Source organism: Marmoricola sp. Leaf446, assembly GCF_001424755.1.
Taxonomy (GTDB): Bacteria; Actinomycetota; Actinomycetes; order Propionibacteriales; family Nocardioidaceae; genus Marmoricola.
The window spans coordinates 708169-723884 of the sequence record NZ_LMRF01000001.1; the positions used below are offsets into that span (position 1 = coordinate 708169).

Sequence of the window (15716 nt, forward strand, 5' to 3'; positions counted from 1 at the left end):
AGCTGCGCAGCCCCGCCGAGATCGACCAGATGCGGCCCGCCGGGCGCTTCGTGGCCGAGGTGCTGACCTCGCTGGTGGAGGAGGCCGACGTGGGCGTCAACCTGCTCGAGCTCGACGCCCTGGCGCACCGGATGATCCGCGAGCGTGGGGCGGAGTCGTGCTACATCGACTACCACCCCTCCTTCGGGGCGATGCCGTTCGGCAAGGTGCTGTGCACGAGCGTCAACGACGCCGTGCTGCACGGCCTCCCGCACGACTACGTCCTGGCCGACGGGGACCTGCTGAGCGTCGACTTCGCCGCGAGCGTCGACGGGTGGGTGGCCGACTCCGCGGTCAGCGTCGTGGTCGGTACGCCGGACCCGGCCGACCTCGCCCTCATCGACACCACCCAGCGCGCGCTCGCCGCCGCCATCGAGGTGGCCCGGCCGGGCAACCGGCTCGGCGACATCGGCGCGGCCATCGGCGACGTGGCCCGCGGCGAGGGCCTCAGGATCAACCTGCAGTTCGGCGGACACGGGGTCGGCCGGACGATGCACGGCGACCCGCACGTCGCCAACGACGGCCGGCCCGGACGCGGCTTCAAGCTGCGGCCCGGCCTGGTCATCGCGATCGAGCCGTGGTTCCTGCAGACCACCGACGAGCTGCGCACCGACCCGGACGGCTGGACGCTGCGCAGCGCCGACGGCTCCCGGGGAGCCCACTCCGAGCACACCATCGCGATCACCCTGGACGAGCCGGTCGTGCTGACCGCCCGCGGCTGACGCGGCGCCGCCCGAGGTCGCCGGGCGACCGGGCCCCGGCTACGCCTGCTGCAGCAGCACCAGGGCGCGGGGGGCGACGGTGAGGGCGTCGCCCGCGGCGACCTTGGTGTCCACCGGGTGGGCCGGGTCGGTGGAGAGCACGACGCGCCCCGACTGCACCCAGTCGTTGACCGGCAGCGTGACCTCGCAGGCGGCGGGGGAGGCGTTGACCCAGAGCATGAAGCTGGTGTCGCGCTGCTGCTCGCCGCGCGGCCCGGGGGCGCGCAGCGGGTCGCCGGAGACGAACATGCCGAGCGCGTGCAGTCCGGCGTCGAGCCAGTCGTCGCCGGTCATCTCGCGGCCCGAGGGGTGGATCCAGGCGAGGTCCTTGGGGCCGCCCCGGATGGTGGGCCGTCCCTCGAACCAGTGCCGCTGGCGCAGCGCGGGGTGCTCGCGCCGCAGCCGGAGCGCCGTACGCGTGATCTCGAACTGGCCCAGCCAGGCGTCGTCGGCGCGCCAGTCGACCCACGAGACCGGGTTGTCCTGGCAGTAGGCGTTGTTGTTGCCGCCCTGGGTGCGGCCCCGCTCGTCGCCGGCGGTGATCATCGGGACGCCGGCGGACAGGCACAGCGTCGCCATCAGGTTGGCCGCCTGCCGCTGTCGCAGCGCGAGCACCTCGGCGTCGTCGGTCTCGCCCTCGACGCCGCAGTTCCAGGAGCGGTTGTTGTCGCTGCCGTCGCGGTTGCCCTCGCCGTTGGCCTCGTTGTGCTTGTGGTCGTAGGAGACCAGGTCGCGCAGCGTGAAGCCGTCGTGCGCGGTGACCAGGTTGATCGAGGCGTACGGCGACCGGCCGTCGTCGAGGTAGAGGTCGCTGGAGCCCGCCAGGCGGGTCGCCACGGTGCGCACCCCGTCGGTGCGCGCGCGCCAGAAGTCGCGCAGGGTGTCGCGGTACTGGTCGTTCCACTCGGTGAACGGGGGCGGGAACTCCCCGACGCGGTAGCCCTCCCCGGTGACGTCCCAGGGCTCGGCGATCAGCTTGACGTGCCGCAGCACGGGGTCCTGGCCGATGCAGGTGAGCAGTGCGCCCGCCATGTCGACGTCGTGGCCGGTGCGGGTCAGCGCCGACATCAGGTCGAAGCGGAAGCCGTCGACGTGCATCTCGGTCACCCAGTAGCGCAGCGAGTCCAGGATCATCCGCAGCATCGCGGGGTTCTCGGCGTTGACGGTGTTGCCGCAGCCGGTGACGTCCCAGTAGGCGTCGGGCTGGCGGTGGTCCTGCGGCTTGGCGTGGACCCGCTTGTAGGCGCCGCGGTCGTCGAGCCCGCGGAAGCACAGCGTCGGCCCGTCGGGACCGGCCTCGGCGGTGTGGTTGTAGACCACGTCGAGCAGCACCTCGATGCCGGCGGCGTGGAAGTTCTTGACCATCTGCTGGAACTCCGCGACCTGCTCGCCGCGGTCGCCGGCGGCGGCGTAGGCCCCGTGCGGGGCGAAGAACCCGATCGAGTTGTAGCCCCAGTAGTTGGCGAGCCCGTGGGGGGCGAGGTGGGCCTCGGAGGCGAACTGGTGGATCGGCAGCAGCTCGACCGCGGTCACGCCGAGGTCGTTGAGGTAGTCGGTGACGACGTGGTGGCCCAGCCCGGCGTACGTCCCGCGCAGCTCCTCGGGCACCCGGTCGTGCAGCGCGGTGAACCCCTTGACGTGCAGCTCGTAGATCGCGGTGTCGCGCCAGCGGGCGCGGATCGGCCGGTCCTCGCCCCAGTCGAAGTCGTTGCGCACGACGACGCTGCGCCCGACGTACGGCGCGGAGTCGCGCTCGTCGCGCCGCAGCGGCTGCACGGGCAGGCCGGCGCGGTCGGTCTCGTGGCCGTGCACCGCGGGGTGGGTCACGAACGCGCCGGACACCGCGCGGGCGTAGGGGTCGAGCAGCAGCTTGTGGGCGTTGAACCGCATCCCGCTCTCCGGGGCCCAGGGCCCGTCGGCCCGGAAGCCGTAGCGCTGGCCCGGCTGCACCCCGGGCACGGCGCCGTGCCAGATGCCGAGGCTGTGCTCGGTCAGGGTGTGGCGGGTCTCGATCTCGCCGCCGGCCCCGTCGTCGTCGAACAGGCACAGCCACACCTCGGTGGCGTCGGGGGCGTGGACCGCGAAGTTCGTGGACTCCTCGCCCCACGTGGCTCCCAGGGGCCAGTTGCGGCCCGGCCACACCGCCACGCGCTCGTCGGCGGCCGACCACTGTCCTGGAGTCACAGGGGCGATTATGAGGCAGGTGTCGTGTTCGGCGCCGCCGGACGCCGAAACCGCCGCTCCTCTAGGGTCGGGGCGGGCCGGAGGGCGGTCCACGACGAGGAGGTACTGGCATGGGTGAGTTCGTGCGGCTCGAGGTGGCCGACGGCGTGGGCACGCTGCGGCTGGACCGGCCGAAGATGAACGCGCTGAGCGTCCAGGTCCAGGAGGAGATCCGGGCCGCGGCGACCGAGGCGACCGAGCGCGACGACGTCAAGGCGGTCGTGGTCTACGGCGGCGAGCGGCTCTTCGCGGCCGGCGCCGACGTCAAGGAGATGGCCGACATGTCGCACACCGACATGGTCAAGCGCTCGGGCGCGCTGATCTCCTCGCTGTCGACGGTCGCCCGCATCCCCAAGCCCGTCGTGGCCGCCATCACCGGCTACGCCCTCGGTGGCGGCTGCGAGCTCGCCCTGTGCGCCGACGTGCGCTTCGCCGCCGACGACGCCGTGCTCGGCCAGCCCGAGGTGCTGCTCGGCATCATCCCCGGCGCCGGCGGCACCCAGCGGCTGAGCCGTCTGGTCGGCCCCAGCAAGGCCAAGGACCTGATCTTCACCGGCCGGTTCGTGAAGGCCGACGAGGCGCTGGCGATCGGCCTGGTCGACCGGCTGTTCCCCAAGGACGAGGTCTACCAGGAGGCGCACGCCTGGGCCGCGCAGTTCGCGAACGCCGCGTCGTACGCCCTGCGCGCGGCGAAGGAGGCGATCGACCGGGGCCTCGAGGTCGACCTCGAGACGGGGCTGGAGATCGAGCGCCAGCAGTTCGCCGCTCTCTTCGCCACCGAGGACCGTGCCCTCGGCATGGGGTCGTTCGTTGAGAACGGGCCGGGCAAGGCCCGGTTCGTGGGACGCTGACCCGTCCGGCCCCCGGGGCCGGTACGACGCCGTTCCCGCCATCGCCCACCACCGCAGGAGCCCCCCGTGTCACCGAAGGCCAGGACCGACGAGTCCACCCCCCGCCGTACCTCCGCGCTCAGCCAGCACGCCGTGCGCACCCAGGTCGCCCGCGTCGTGCGGATCGTGTTCATCGTGCTCGCCGTCGTGCTGGCGCTCGGCGCCCTGCTCGTGGTGCTGCGCGACAGCGTCAACGAGCAGAACACCATCGTGAAGCTGGTGACCGACGTGGCCGAGGCGGTGTCGGGGCCGTTCAGCAAGGAGGACGGCATTTTCGACTTCGCCGGCAAGAACGCGGCCGCCAAGAACGCCCTGGTCAACTGGGGCATCGCGGCCGTCGTCTACCTGGTCCTGGGGCGGGTCCTGGCGGGTGTGATCGAGCCCAAGGGCAAGGCCTGAGGGTTGTGACTGACCCCACCCGAACGACCCCTCACCGCTCTCGCGACCGGTGGGTAACATCGAGTCACACGTCCACCTGAGGAGGGGCCCCCACGGGCCGTTGCCACCATGAACATCATCGTCTGTGTGAAGTACGTCCCCGACGCGACCGCCGACCGCCACTTCGAGTCCGACCACACGGTCGACCGCGCGGGTGTGCCGGGCCTGCTCTCCGAGCTCGACGAGTACGCCGTCGAGCAGGCGCTGCAGCTCAAGGAGAAGGCCGACGGCGAGGAGGTCACCGTGACCGCCCTGACCGTCGGCCCCGACGAGGCCGCCGACGCGATCAAGAAGGCGCTGCAGATGGGTGCCGACAAGGGCGTCCACGTCGTCGACGACGCGATCGCCGGCTCCGACTACGTCTCGACCTCGCTGGTCCTGGCCAAGGCCGTGGAGAAGCTGGGCGCCGAGACGCCGGTCGACCTGGTGATGTGCGGCATGGCCTCGACCGACGCCTCCGGCTCGGTCGTCCCGGCGATGCTCGCCGAGCACCTCGACCTGCCCCAGGTCACCCTCGGCTCGGTCATCGAGCGCCAAGGCGACCAGGTCCGCATCAAGCGCGACGGCGACACCTCCACCGAGGTCATCGGCGCCACCACCCCGCTCGTGCTGTCGGTCACCGACCAGTCCGGCGAGGCGCGCTACCCCTCCTTCAAGGGGATCATGGCCGCGAAGAAGAAGCCGCTGGAGAGCTGGTCGCTCGCCGACATCGGCGTCGATGCCAGCGAGGTCGGGATCGAGGCGTCCTGGACGCTCGTGGAGAGCACCGAGGAGCGCCCGCCGCGCACGGCCGGCGAGATCGTGGCCGACGAGGACGGGTCGGGCGCCAAGGCGCTCGTCGACTTCCTCGCGTCCAAGAAGTTCATCTGAGCAGGAGATAGGGACATGTCTGAAGTTCTGGTGCTCGTCGACCACGTCGACGGCAAGGTCCGCAAGCCCACGCTCGAGCTGCTCACCATCGCGCGCCGCCTCGGTGAGCCCTCCGCGGTCTTCATCGGCGACGCCGGTGCGGCCGACGGGGTCGCCGAGACCGTGAAGAAGTACGGCGCCGAGAAGGTCTACGTCGTCGACGACGCCGAGATCAAGGGCTATCTCGTGGCCCCCAAGGCCGAGGTGCTGCAGCAGCTGGTCGAGAAGACCTCCGCCGCGGCGGTGCTGATCCCCTCCTCCGCCGAGGGCAAGGAGGTCGGGGCCCGCCTGGCCGTCAAGACCAAGTCGGGCCTGATCACCGACGCCGTCGACGTGCAGGAGGGTCCGGTCACCACGCAGTCGGTCTTCGCCGGCAACTACACCGTGCAGGCCAAGATCACCCAGGGCACGCCGATCATCACGGTCAAGCCCAACTCGGCCGCCCCCGAGGAGGCCGCCGGTGCCGGCACGGTCGAGCAGTTCGCCCCGTCGATCTCCGACTCGGCCAAGAAGGCCAAGATCGTGGCCTCCCAGGCCCGCAAGGCCTCGGGTCGTCCCGAGCTGACCGAGGCCGCGATCGTGGTCTCCGGCGGTCGTGGCACCGGTGGCAACTTCGAGGAGGTCGAGGGCTTCGCCGACTCGCTGGGTGCCGCCGTCGGCGCCTCGCGCGCCGCCGTCGACTCCGGCTGGAAGCCTCACGCCTTCCAGGTCGGCCAGACCGGCAAGGTCGTCAGCCCGCAGCTCTACGTCGCCAACGGCATCTCCGGTGCGATCCAGCACCGCGCCGGCATGCAGACCTCCAAGACGATCATCGCGGTCAACAAGGACGACGAGGCGCCGATCTTCGAGCTCGTCGACTTCGGCGTGGTGGGCGACCTCCACACCGTCCTCCCCGCCGCGACCGAGGAGATCACCAAGCGCAAGGGCTGAGCCCTTCCGCTCGACGTCACGGGACGTCGTACGACCTGGTCGCCTCGGTGACCGGTCCGTACGGCGTCCCGTCGACGTTCGCGCGGCAGGTGATCAGGACGGTCAGGACCAGGACGCCCGCGCGGCCAGGGCCACCGCCTCGCGCTGCGAGGACACGTCGAGCTTGCGCAGGATCGCCCGCACCTGGGAGCGCACCGTCGCCTCCGAGACGTGGCCGGCGACCGCGATCTCCCGGACCGAGCTGCCGGCGAGCAGCGACCGCAGCACGTGGGCCTCACGCGTGGACAGGTCCTCGAGCGGGGCGAGTGTCGCCCGGCGCCGGCGCTCGGCCGAGCGGGCCTGCGCGATCAGCCGGTCGCGGTCCTGGAGCGTCATCAGCGACCCGCCCCGCGCGACGGCGAGCACGCCCTCGACCAGCTCGTCCAGCGGACGCTCCTTGGCGATGAACCCGGAGGCCCCGCGTGCCAGTGCCGTGCCGATCTTCTCCTCCTCGCGCGTCGCCGAGACGACCACGACGGTGGCGCCGAGGGCCACCAGGGGCGGCACCAGGTCGGCCCCGTCGCCCAGGGCGCCGAGGTCGAGGTCGAGCAGCACCACGTCGGGCCCGAGCGCCCGGACGTCGTCCAGCAGGCGTGCCGGGTCGCGCAGCGTGGGCACCGTGCAGGCCACCCCACGCGAGCGGAGCGCGAAGGCGAGGGCGTGGGTGAGCAGGGGGTGGTCGTCGATCATGACGACCTGGGTGGGCGCCCACCCTTCGCTCATCGGCCCGCCCGGCTGACCGCGACGTGGTGCTGGCCCGAGGGCGCCGTGCGCTGGTGCGGGACGCGGTGGGTGACCGTGGTCGCACCGGGTGCGCGCAGGGCGGGCGGCGGCGGGCACATCGGGATGAGGAGGTGCACGACGCCGGCACCCTCGTCGTGCTCCAGCGAGCCGCTCTGGCGTTGCATGAGGACGGCTGCCCGCAGGTGGGGTGCGACGGTGACGGCGCCCGTCGACCGCTCGTGGCGCGCGCGTGCGGACCCGCGCACGGTGACCGAGATGCGGGCCACCGCACGGTCGTGGGTCGCCGTCACCTCGACGCGCCCGCCGGCGGCCCCGCGGTGGCTGGCCTGGAGCACGTCGTGCAGCGCCGACTCGAGATCGACGAGCTGGCCCAGGACGACGAGCGGAGGGACGTCCACCACCACGTCTGCGCCGCGCGAGCGGGCGGCACGGGCGGCGCGGCCGACGACGAGGTCGAGGGCGACCGGGCCGCCCCCCAGCGCGACGCGGTGCCGACGCAACGTGTCGTCCAGCGAGGAGATCTCGGCCAGTGCTGCCCGCCGGAGGTCGGCCGTGGGATCACGGTCCTCGGACGCGTCCGGGGTGGGCCCGCTGGCCCAGATCTGGACCGCCGCCCGCAACCCCGCGAGCGTCCCGCGGGCGTGGTGGGACAGGCTGCGCTCCTGCTGCTGCAGCAGGGCGAGGTCGTCCCGTGTCCGCAGCAGGTCGGTCTCGAGCTGGGCTGCCCGGTGCACCTCGGCCCGGACCGACGAACGCAGGTCGCCGTGCGCCATCAGCGCCGCGGTCGCGGCGAGGGCCGCGATCACCAGCAGGGCGGCGGTGGCCCCAGGACCGGGCACCCGCGGGTCCGCGACGACCAGCACCTCGGTCACCCCCATGAGGAGCAGCGAGGGCGTCAGCGCCCCGGCCCAGGGGTGACTGCGGGCGCGGCGGGCGGCGTACCACGCGGAGGCGGCCCAGACCGCGGCCATCAGGACGCCGACGCCGCGCAGCAGGGCCGGCATGGCCCCCGGCCACCAGGCGGCGGTGGAGGCGAGCACGACGGGGACCGCCAGCAGGACGGACGCGGCGCCGACCGTCGCCAGCGTGCCGCCCGGACGCGCGAGCGCGCGCACGAGCAGGACGACGACGGCCAGCGCGACGCAGGCACGGCCGAGACCGACGGCGGTCAGCGCCGCCGGTGAGGAGCTCGCGGTGTCCAGCGAGGTGTGGCTCCAGAGGTGGAGCGGCATCAGCACCAGGCCGAACAGGGCGGTGACGCGGGCCCGGGCCCGGACCTCCGGCAGTCGGGTGAGCAGGTGCTGGGCGTGACGCAGGCACGCGGCCACCAGGAGCAGGCCGGCGGCCACGACGATGGCCACCGTGTTGTGGGAGCGGACCACCTCCGCCGGCACGAGAGCGTGGATGGCGAGGGCCAGTCCCACGGCGAGGGCCGTGGCCGGGAGCACGAGCAGGTCGCGGCGCCAGGAGTGCTCGCGGGCAGCAGCAGGTCCGGGCTCCCGAGTCGTGTCCACCGGGGGAATATGAGTCATCCCGGAGCATCGCGCAACGAGGTCCGTCGAACGTGTCGCACCGTGGCGGAGGGTGTCTCGACAGGCGGTCAGCAGGGTCGCGAGGAAGTCTGGGATGTCGCAAAGGTCCGCACGAAATGCAGAGACTGGGGAGATTTGTACGGGCCTGTCGCCGGCGGGACCGGCTCGTCGAACAGGATGTCGGGCCGACCAGCTGTCTAGTCCGGTCGCACCACCGACGCGGGTCAGCCGCGGAGGGTGCGGCGCACCAGCTCCAGCACCTCGTCGTCGGCCAGGCCCAGTCCACGGGCCTGGCCGACGTACGTCGTGGCGGCCTCGCGTGCTGCCCGCTCCACCCCGCCGCCGGTGACGACGCTGCCGGCCCGGCCTCGGGTCTCGATCAGGCCGAGCGCCTCGAGCTCCTTGTAGGCGCGCGCCACCGTGCCCGGCGCCAGCCCCAGCGTCTCCGCCAGCCGCCGCACGGGCGGCAGCCGGGTGCCCGGTCGCAGGGTGCCGTCGTCGACCTGCGCACGGACCGCTTCGCGCACCTGCTCGTACGGCGGCTCGGGGGCGCCCGGGTCGAGCCGGACGACGACGTCGGGACTGCTCACGGGGCTGCCTCCAGGGTCGGCGGACGCCGCACCGGGCGCCCTGGACCGGCGCGTAGGCTTGGCCGGCGATGACCGTATACCTCGACCACGCGGCGACCACGCCGATCCTCCCCGAAGCCGCCGCCGCGATGGTCGCGGAGCTGACGCGGGTCGGCAACGCCTCCTCGCTGCACGCCTCGGGGCGCGCCGCCCGCCGGGTCGTCGAGGAGTCGCGGGAGCGGGTCGCCCGCGCGCTGGGGTGCCGTCCCGGCGAGGTGGTCTTCACCTCCGGCGGCACCGAGTCGGACAACCTCGCCGTCAAGGGCCTCTACTGGGCCCGCCGCGCCGAGGACCCCCGCCGGGTCCGGATCCTCTCGACCCCCGTGGAGCACCACGCCGTGCTCGACCCGCTGCACTGGCTGGCCGGCGAGGGCGCGGCGGTCGAGCACGTCGCGGTGGACCGCCTCGGTCGGCTCGACCTCGACGCGTTCCGGGCGGCCGTGGAGTCCGATCCGGCCAGCGTGGCGCTGGTCAGCGTGATGTGGGCCAACAACGAGGTCGGCACGGTGCAGCCGGTCGCCGAGGTCGCCGAGATCGCCCACGCCCACGGCATCCCCGTCCACACCGACGCGGTGCAGGCCCTGGGGCAGCTCCCGGTCGACTTCGCCGCCAGCGGGGTCGACGCGCTGACGGTCACCGGGCACAAGGCCGGCGGTCCCTACGGCGTCGGCGCCCTCGTCGTACGCCGTGAGCTGGAGCCGACCGCGCTGCTCCACGGCGGCGGCCAGGAGCGCGACATCCGCTCCGGCACCATCGACCCGCCGGCCGTGGCCGGCTTCGCGGTCGCCTGCGAGCTCGCCGTGCAGCGTCAGCCCGCCCTGGCCGCCCGGCTGACCACGCTGCGCGACCGGCTGGTGGCCGGCGTGCTGAGCGAGGTGCCCGACGCCGTGCTCAACGGCGACCCCGCCGGCCGGTTGCCCGGCAACGTCCACCTCGCCTTCCCCGGCTGCGAGGGCGACTCGCTGCTGATGCTGCTCGACGCCCACGGCATCGAGTGCTCGACCGGGTCGGCCTGCGACGCCGGCGTGCCGCAGGCCTCCCACGTGCTGATCGCGATGGGCCACGACGCGCAGTTCGCGCGCTCCTCGCTCCGTTTCTCCCTCGGCCACACCAGCACCGACGGCGACGTCGAGGCGGTGGTGGCCGCGGTGGCCGCCGCCGTCGAGCGGGCGCGCGGCGCCGCGCTCGTCTCCCGCGCCCCGGCCCGGTCCGGCCGGCGATGAAGGTCCTGGCCGCGATGTCGGGCGGGGTCGACTCCGCCGTCGCCGCCGCCCGGGCCCACGAGCAGGGCCACGACGTCACCGGCGTCCACCTCGCGCTGTCGCGCAACCCGCAGAGCTACCGCTCCGGTGCCCGTGGCTGCTGCACCATCGAGGACGCCACCGACGCCCGACGCGCCGCCGACGTGATCGGCATCCCGTTCTACGTCTGGGACCTCAGCGACCGCTTCCACGAGGACGTCGTGGAGGACTTCGTCGAGGAGTACGCCGAGGGCCGCACCCCCAACCCGTGCCTGCGCTGCAACGAGCGGATCAAGTTCGCCGCCGTGCTCGACCGCGGCCTGGCGCTCGGCTTCGACGCGGTGGCCACCGGCCACTACGCCCGCCTGCTCCCGGGGTCCGACGGCGAGGTCGAGCTGCACCGGGCCGCCGACGGGGCCAAGGACCAGAGCTACGTCCTCGGCGTGCTCACCCAGGACCAGCTCGCCCACGCCCTGTTCCCGCTCGGCGACACCCCCAAGGAGCAGGTGCGCGAGGAGGCCGCCCGCCGCGGGCTGCTCGTCGCGGACAAGCCCGACAGCCACGACGTGTGCTTCATCAGCGACGGCGACACCGGCGGCTGGCTGGCCGAGAAGCTCGCCGACCGCGGGGTCAACGCGGGCGGCGACATCGTCGGTCGCGACGGCGAGCTGCTGGGCCGCCACGAGGGGTCCTGGCGCTACACCGTGGGTCAGCGCAAGGGGCTGCGGCTCGGCACGCCCGCCCCCGACGGCCGCCCGCGCTACGTGCTCGACATCGAGCCGGTCTCCGGCACCGTCACCGTCGGTCCCCGCGAGTCGCTCGCCGTGGACGGCCTCGAGGGCGCCCGGCCCCGCTGGTGCGGCGCGGCGCCCACCGGACCGCTGGAGTGCACCGTGCAGCTGCGGGCCCACGGCGCGCCCCACCGCGCGGTGGTGCTGTCCGACGGCGACCGCGTCGAGGTCCGGCTCTCCGACCCGGCCGACGGCATCGCGCCCGGCCAGGCGGTCGTGGTCTACGACGGCACCCGTGTGGTCGGTTCGGCCACGATCGAGACCACCCGCAGCGTCGCCGGCCGGTCCGCGTGACCCGCGCCAGCGGCATCGGGTCGCTGCCGGGGGAGGACGCCCACGAGGCGGCGCGCGTCGTGCTCGGCGAGCTGCCCGACCTGCCGCACCTGCCCGAGCTGCCCGCGCGCGGCGCGCTCGCCGACCTCACCGGTCGCGCGGTCGCCGTGGTCGCCGACCTCGGGTTCGACCTGCAGCCCGCGGGGTGGCGGCTGACCGACGCGGCCGGCGTCGACCACCGCCGGGCGCGGTCGCTGCTGGCGCAGGACCTCGACGCCTTCGAGGAGGCGTCGCAGGGCCTGACCGGCACCCTCAAGGTGCAGGTCGCCGGCCCCTGGACGCTCGCCGCCACGGTCGAGAAGCCACGCGGCGACAAGGTGCTGAGCGACCACGGCGCCCGCCGTGACCTCGCCCAGGCGCTCGCCGAGGGCGTGCGCACCCACCTCGCCGACGTCGCCCGGCGGGTGCCGGGCGTCGAGCTGGTGCTGCAGGTCGACGAGCCGGCGCTGCCCGCCGTGCTCGCGGCGCGGGTGCCCACCGCGTCGGGCTTCGGCCGCCACCGCTCCGTGACGCCCCCGGTCGCCTCCGAGGCGCTGGAGTGGGTGCTCGACGCCGCCGGCGACCGGCTCACCGTCGTCCACTGCTGCGACGCCGAGGTGCCGGTCGGGCTGCTCCGCTCGGCCGGTGCGGGGGCGGTCTCGGTCGACGTGGCCACGCTGGCCGTCACGGCGTACGACGAGCTGGCGACCGTGCTCGACGAGGGCGGCACCGCGCTGCTCGGCGTGCTGCCCGCCACGGGCTCGGCCGCCCCCTCGGTCAAGGCCGCCGTCGAGCGCACGATGCGGCTGCTCGACATGCTCGGCCTGGATCCCGCCGAGGTGTCCGACCGGCTGGTGCTCACCCCGGCCTGCGGGCTGGCGGGCGCCACCCCGGCGTACGCCCGGGCCGTGCTGGCGGCGCTGCGCGGCGCCGCCGAGGCGCTGACCTGACGGGTCCGCCTCACCGGTGATCGTGGGCGTCGCGTGGGTACACCGACAGGACCGACGAGAGGAGCACGACGTGCCGGACCTGAACGGCAAGAAGGTCGCCATCATCGCCACCTCGCACTTCGAGGAGGCCGAGCTGGTCACCCCCCGTGACGAGCTCGCCAAGATGGGGGCCGAGGTCAAGGTGTACAGCACCTCGACCGACCCCATCCAGGCGGTGGAGGGCGACACCGAGCCCACCCAGAAGGTGCCGGTCGACGGCGTCTTCACCGACCTCGACGTCGACTCGGTCGACGCGGTCGTGGTGCCGGGTGGCACCGTCAACGCCGACACCATCCGCACCGACGAGGACGCCCAGGAGATCGTGCGCCAGGCCCTCGAGCTCGACAAGGTGCTCGCGATCATCTGCCACGGGCCGTGGCTGCTCGCCTCCGCCGACGTGGCGCGGGGCAAGCGGCTGACGAGCTTCCCGAGCCTGTCCGTGGACCTGCGCAACGCCGGGGCCGAGTGGGTCGACGAGGAGGTCGTCGTCGACGGCAGCCTCATCACCAGCCGCAACCCCGACGACCTGCCGGCCTTCGTCGAGGCGATCGCCGAGGCGCTCGAGGCCTGAGCAGCACCACAGCACGACGACGGGGCCGGGGGAGATCCCCCGGCCCCGTCGCTGCTGTCCGGTCGGGGGTCCGGGTGTCCGGTGCTCGCGGTTTCACAGGTTCCCCTGTGAAACCGACGCTTCCCGAACGGCAGGCACGCGACACGCCGTACGACGGGGTCCGGGTGCTCGGCAACGGGGCCGGACGCGCCGACGGGGCCGGGGACGACCCCGACCCCGTCGTCCAGCGACGGACCGTGCTCAGCCCGCGTGCACGCCCTCGGGTGCGTCGTCGGTGGCCAGCTCCTCGTGCTTGACGCTGAGGAAGATCCACACGATCAGGCTGGCGCCCCAGATCATGAAGGCGCCGGTGAGGAAGGCGTTGGTCGCACCCTGCGTGAACGCGCCCTGGTAGGCGATGTTCGCGAACGCCTGCTGCATCGCCTCGGTCGGATTGCTGCCCGCCGGGGTGGCCGTCTGGAGCGCGCCGGTGATCTGGGTGGCCCGCTCGGTGGAGAAGTGCACCGCCACGGTGGAGAGCGCCGCGAGGCCGAGGGCGCCGCCGACCTGCTGCATCGTGTTGAGCACGCCCGAGCCGATGCCCGAGTCGCGGTGGGAGACGCCGTGGACGGCGGCCAGCGTCATCGGCACGAAGGTCGCGCCCATGCCCAGCGACATCAGCGAGATGAAGGGGAAGATGTCGGTCCAGTAGCTGATGCCGGTGCCGAGGTGCACCTCGCCGCTGGTGACGGTCGAGATGATGTTGCCCGCGCTGTCGTCGACCGAGAGCCGCGAGAACCCGAGCAGCGCGAAACCGGCCATGGCCGTGCCGATGCCGGCGATCCAGCGGGGGTCGATCCGGTCCATCAGCTTGGACGACACGGTCGCGGCGATCACGATCCCGAGGCTGAAGGGCAGGAAGGCGACGCCGGTGTGCAGCGGGGAGTAGCCCATGACGTTCTGCACGAACTGCGAGAGGAAGTAGAACATCGCGAACATCGCCGCCGGCACGATCATCATCGTGACGAACGCCGTGGCGCGGGTCCGGCTCAGCAGGATGCGGAACGGCAGCAGCGGGTGCGCCACGCGACGCTCGATGGCCACGAACGCGGCCAGCAGCACCACGCCGAGCACGAGGGCGACCAGGGTCTGCGCGTCGTCCCAGCCGTGGCTGGGCTCGCCGGCGCGGGAGAGGCCGAAGACGATGGCGACGAGGCCGGCGGTGCCGGACAGGGCGCCGGGCACGTCCAGCTCGCCGGTGTGCGACTCGCTCTCGGCCAGCACGCGGGGCGCGGCGAAGGCCGCGGCCAGGCCGATCGGCACGTTGATCAGGAAGGTCAGGCGCCAGCCGTCGACGGTGGTGCCGAACAGGTCGGGCGTGAGCCCGGTCAGCCAGCCGCCGAGCAGCAGGCCGACCGCGGCGCCGGCGCCGGACATCGCGGCGTAGATCGAGAACGCCCGGTTGCGCTGCGGTCCGGCCGGGAAGTTGGTGGTGATCAGGGCCAGCGCGGCCGGGGAGGCCAGGGCCGCACCGAGGCCCTGCAGCCCACGGGAGGCCAGCAGCATGCCCTCGTTGGCGGCGAGGCCGCCGATGCCGGAGGCGACCGCGAAGATCGCGACGCCGATCATGAACACGCGACGGCGGCCGTAGAGGTCGCCGAGGCGGCCGCCCAGCAGCAGCAGGCCACCGAAGGCCAGCGCGTAGCCGGTGACGACCCACTGCAGGTTGGCCTGCGAGATGTCGAGGTCGCTCTGGATGAAGGGGAGCGCGATGTTGGCGATGGTCGCGTCGAGCACGACCATCAGCTGGGCGACGGAGATCAGCAGCAGGGCCCAGCCCAGGCGGGTGGTGCCGCCTGCGGTCTCGGCCGGCTCGGCGGGCAGGGCCGCGGGCTCACGGGTGTCGGTCATGACGATGCTTCCTGGGAGTGGGTGGTGGTGCGGGCGGTGACGGCGGTGTCATCGGTCTCGGGGGTGCCGGGGGTGCCGGGGGAGTCGGGGGTCGCGGGCCCGCCGGGCGCGGCGGCGTCGGGGGCGGCATGGGGCGCCCGGAGGCCGACGGCGGGGAGGATGACGCGGTCGATGACGCGGCGTACGACGTCGTCGTCCACGGGCAGGCCGAGGACGAACGCGCGGTGCAGCACGATCCCGGCCAGCGACGGGGCGATGACGTCGAGGTCGAGGTCGGCGTCGATCTCGCCGCGCTCGATCGCACGGCGGTAGATCCGCAACGAGGCCTCGACCTTGGGCGCGATGAAGGCCGAGCGGAACCGCTCGGCGAAGTCGGGGTCGTTGCTGACGGCCGTCATCACGGCGCCGAGCAGGCCCGAGGCGTCGCCTTTGCCCAGGCCGTGACGGCCGCAGAAGGTGGCGAGCAGGTCGCCGCGCAGGGTCCCGGTGTCGTGCACCTCGACCTGGGGCGCCTTCTTGGCCCGCACCATGGCGTCGACGACCAGGCTGGCCTTGCCGTCCCAGCGGCGGTAGAGCGTGGCCTTGCTGGCGCGGGCCTCCCTGGCCACGGCGTCGAGCGTCAGCCGGTCGTAGCCGGCGCTGAGCAGCAGCCGGACGGTGGCGTCGAGGATCTCCTCCTCGCGCGCCCCCTCGACCCGGGGGCGGAGCTGGGGTGGGGTCACCTGCCCGTCACCTCCTCGTCACGTGCATGGAACGAAACCGTTTCGTTCCATCGAGGAGTCTGAAGG

Annotated in this window: 15 protein-coding genes; 9 read left to right on the plus strand and 6 right to left on the minus strand. The window is 73.6% G+C overall.

Annotated elements, in window-relative coordinates; all coding sequences use genetic code 11:
- Positions 1-2 precede the first annotated feature (2 nt).
- A complete protein-coding gene (map, locus tag ASG49_RS03280) occupies positions 3-761 on the plus strand; it encodes a type I methionyl aminopeptidase (RefSeq protein ID WP_156384223.1) in 759 nt (252 codons plus the stop codon).
- A gap of 39 nt (positions 762-800) precedes the next feature.
- Here map and glgX read toward each other — a convergent pair whose 3' ends face one another.
- Positions 801-2984 carry a glycogen debranching protein GlgX gene (gene glgX / locus ASG49_RS03285; protein WP_056537032.1) on the minus strand — a complete coding sequence of 728 codons (2184 nt, stop codon included), beginning with the start codon at positions 2982-2984 and terminating at the stop codon, positions 801-803.
- Between the two features lie 110 nt (positions 2985-3094).
- Between glgX and ASG49_RS03290 the strand changes: the two genes are divergently transcribed.
- From ASG49_RS03290 to ASG49_RS03305, 4 genes are all read left to right on the plus strand, one after another.
- Positions 3095-3874 (plus strand): enoyl-CoA hydratase/isomerase family protein, encoded by a 780-nt coding sequence (locus tag ASG49_RS03290; protein ID WP_056537035.1) that lies wholly within the window; start codon positions 3095-3097, stop codon positions 3872-3874.
- A 66-nt stretch (positions 3875-3940) separates the two neighbouring features.
- Positions 3941-4312 (plus strand): hypothetical protein, encoded by a 372-nt coding sequence (locus tag ASG49_RS03295; RefSeq protein ID WP_056537038.1) that lies wholly within the window; start codon positions 3941-3943, stop codon positions 4310-4312.
- A 126-nt stretch (positions 4313-4438) separates the two neighbouring features.
- On the plus strand, positions 4439-5221 hold the full coding sequence (locus tag ASG49_RS03300; RefSeq protein ID WP_235561883.1) for an electron transfer flavoprotein subunit beta/FixA family protein: 783 nt from the start codon (positions 4439-4441) through the stop codon (positions 5219-5221).
- 15 nt (positions 5222-5236) lie between these two features.
- The gene (locus ASG49_RS03305) at positions 5237-6190 is read left to right on the plus strand and encodes an electron transfer flavoprotein subunit alpha/FixB family protein (protein ID WP_056537044.1); all 954 of its coding nucleotides are present in this window, start codon (positions 5237-5239) and stop codon (positions 6188-6190) included.
- 102 nt (positions 6191-6292) lie between these two features.
- Here the strand turns inward: ASG49_RS03305 and ASG49_RS03310 are convergent, their stop codons facing one another.
- The 3 genes from ASG49_RS03310 to ASG49_RS03320 all read right to left on the minus strand — a co-directional run bounded on the left by ASG49_RS03310 (position 6293) and on the right by ASG49_RS03320 (position 9095).
- A complete protein-coding gene (locus ASG49_RS03310) occupies positions 6293-6952 on the minus strand; it encodes a response regulator transcription factor (protein ID WP_056537046.1) in 660 nt (219 codons plus the stop codon).
- Positions 6949-8487 (minus strand): hypothetical protein, encoded by a 1539-nt coding sequence (locus tag ASG49_RS03315; RefSeq protein ID WP_156384156.1) that lies wholly within the window; start codon positions 8485-8487, stop codon positions 6949-6951. The genes ASG49_RS03310 and ASG49_RS03315 overlap by 4 nt, the downstream gene beginning before the upstream one ends.
- Before the next feature lie 242 nt (positions 8488-8729).
- Positions 8730-9095 carry a GntR family transcriptional regulator gene (locus tag ASG49_RS03320; RefSeq protein ID WP_056537052.1) on the minus strand — a complete coding sequence of 122 codons (366 nt, stop codon included), beginning with the start codon at positions 9093-9095 and terminating at the stop codon, positions 8730-8732.
- A gap of 68 nt (positions 9096-9163) precedes the next feature.
- Here ASG49_RS03320 and ASG49_RS03325 point away from each other — a divergent pair, with 68 nt between their 5' ends.
- The 4 genes from ASG49_RS03325 to ASG49_RS03340 all read left to right on the plus strand — a co-directional run bounded on the left by ASG49_RS03325 (position 9164) and on the right by ASG49_RS03340 (position 13038).
- The gene (locus tag ASG49_RS03325; RefSeq protein WP_056537055.1) at positions 9164-10357 is read left to right on the plus strand and encodes a cysteine desulfurase family protein; all 1194 of its coding nucleotides are present in this window, start codon (positions 9164-9166) and stop codon (positions 10355-10357) included.
- Positions 10354-11460 carry a tRNA 2-thiouridine(34) synthase MnmA gene (gene mnmA, locus ASG49_RS03330; RefSeq protein WP_056537058.1) on the plus strand — a complete coding sequence of 369 codons (1107 nt, stop codon included), beginning with the start codon at positions 10354-10356 and terminating at the stop codon, positions 11458-11460. The genes ASG49_RS03325 and mnmA overlap by 4 nt, the downstream gene beginning before the upstream one ends.
- Positions 11457-12428: a methionine synthase gene (locus ASG49_RS03335; RefSeq protein WP_056537061.1), complete on the plus strand. Its 972-nt coding sequence runs from the start codon at positions 11457-11459 to the stop codon at positions 12426-12428. Before mnmA ends, ASG49_RS03335 begins: the two co-directional genes overlap by 4 nt.
- Before the next feature lie 70 nt (positions 12429-12498).
- The gene (locus ASG49_RS03340; RefSeq protein ID WP_056537064.1) at positions 12499-13038 is read left to right on the plus strand and encodes a type 1 glutamine amidotransferase domain-containing protein; all 540 of its coding nucleotides are present in this window, start codon (positions 12499-12501) and stop codon (positions 13036-13038) included.
- Between the two features lie 240 nt (positions 13039-13278).
- Here the strand turns inward: ASG49_RS03340 and ASG49_RS03345 are convergent, their stop codons facing one another.
- Both ASG49_RS03345 and ASG49_RS03350 read right to left on the minus strand, forming a co-directional pair.
- Positions 13279-14928: an MFS transporter gene (locus tag ASG49_RS03345; protein WP_056537067.1), complete on the minus strand. Its 1650-nt coding sequence runs from the start codon at positions 14926-14928 to the stop codon at positions 13279-13281.
- On the minus strand, positions 14925-15650 hold the full coding sequence (locus tag ASG49_RS03350) for a TetR/AcrR family transcriptional regulator (RefSeq protein ID WP_156384157.1): 726 nt from the start codon (positions 15648-15650) through the stop codon (positions 14925-14927). Before ASG49_RS03350 ends, ASG49_RS03345 begins: the two co-directional genes overlap by 4 nt.
- Positions 15651-15716 lie beyond the last annotated feature (66 nt).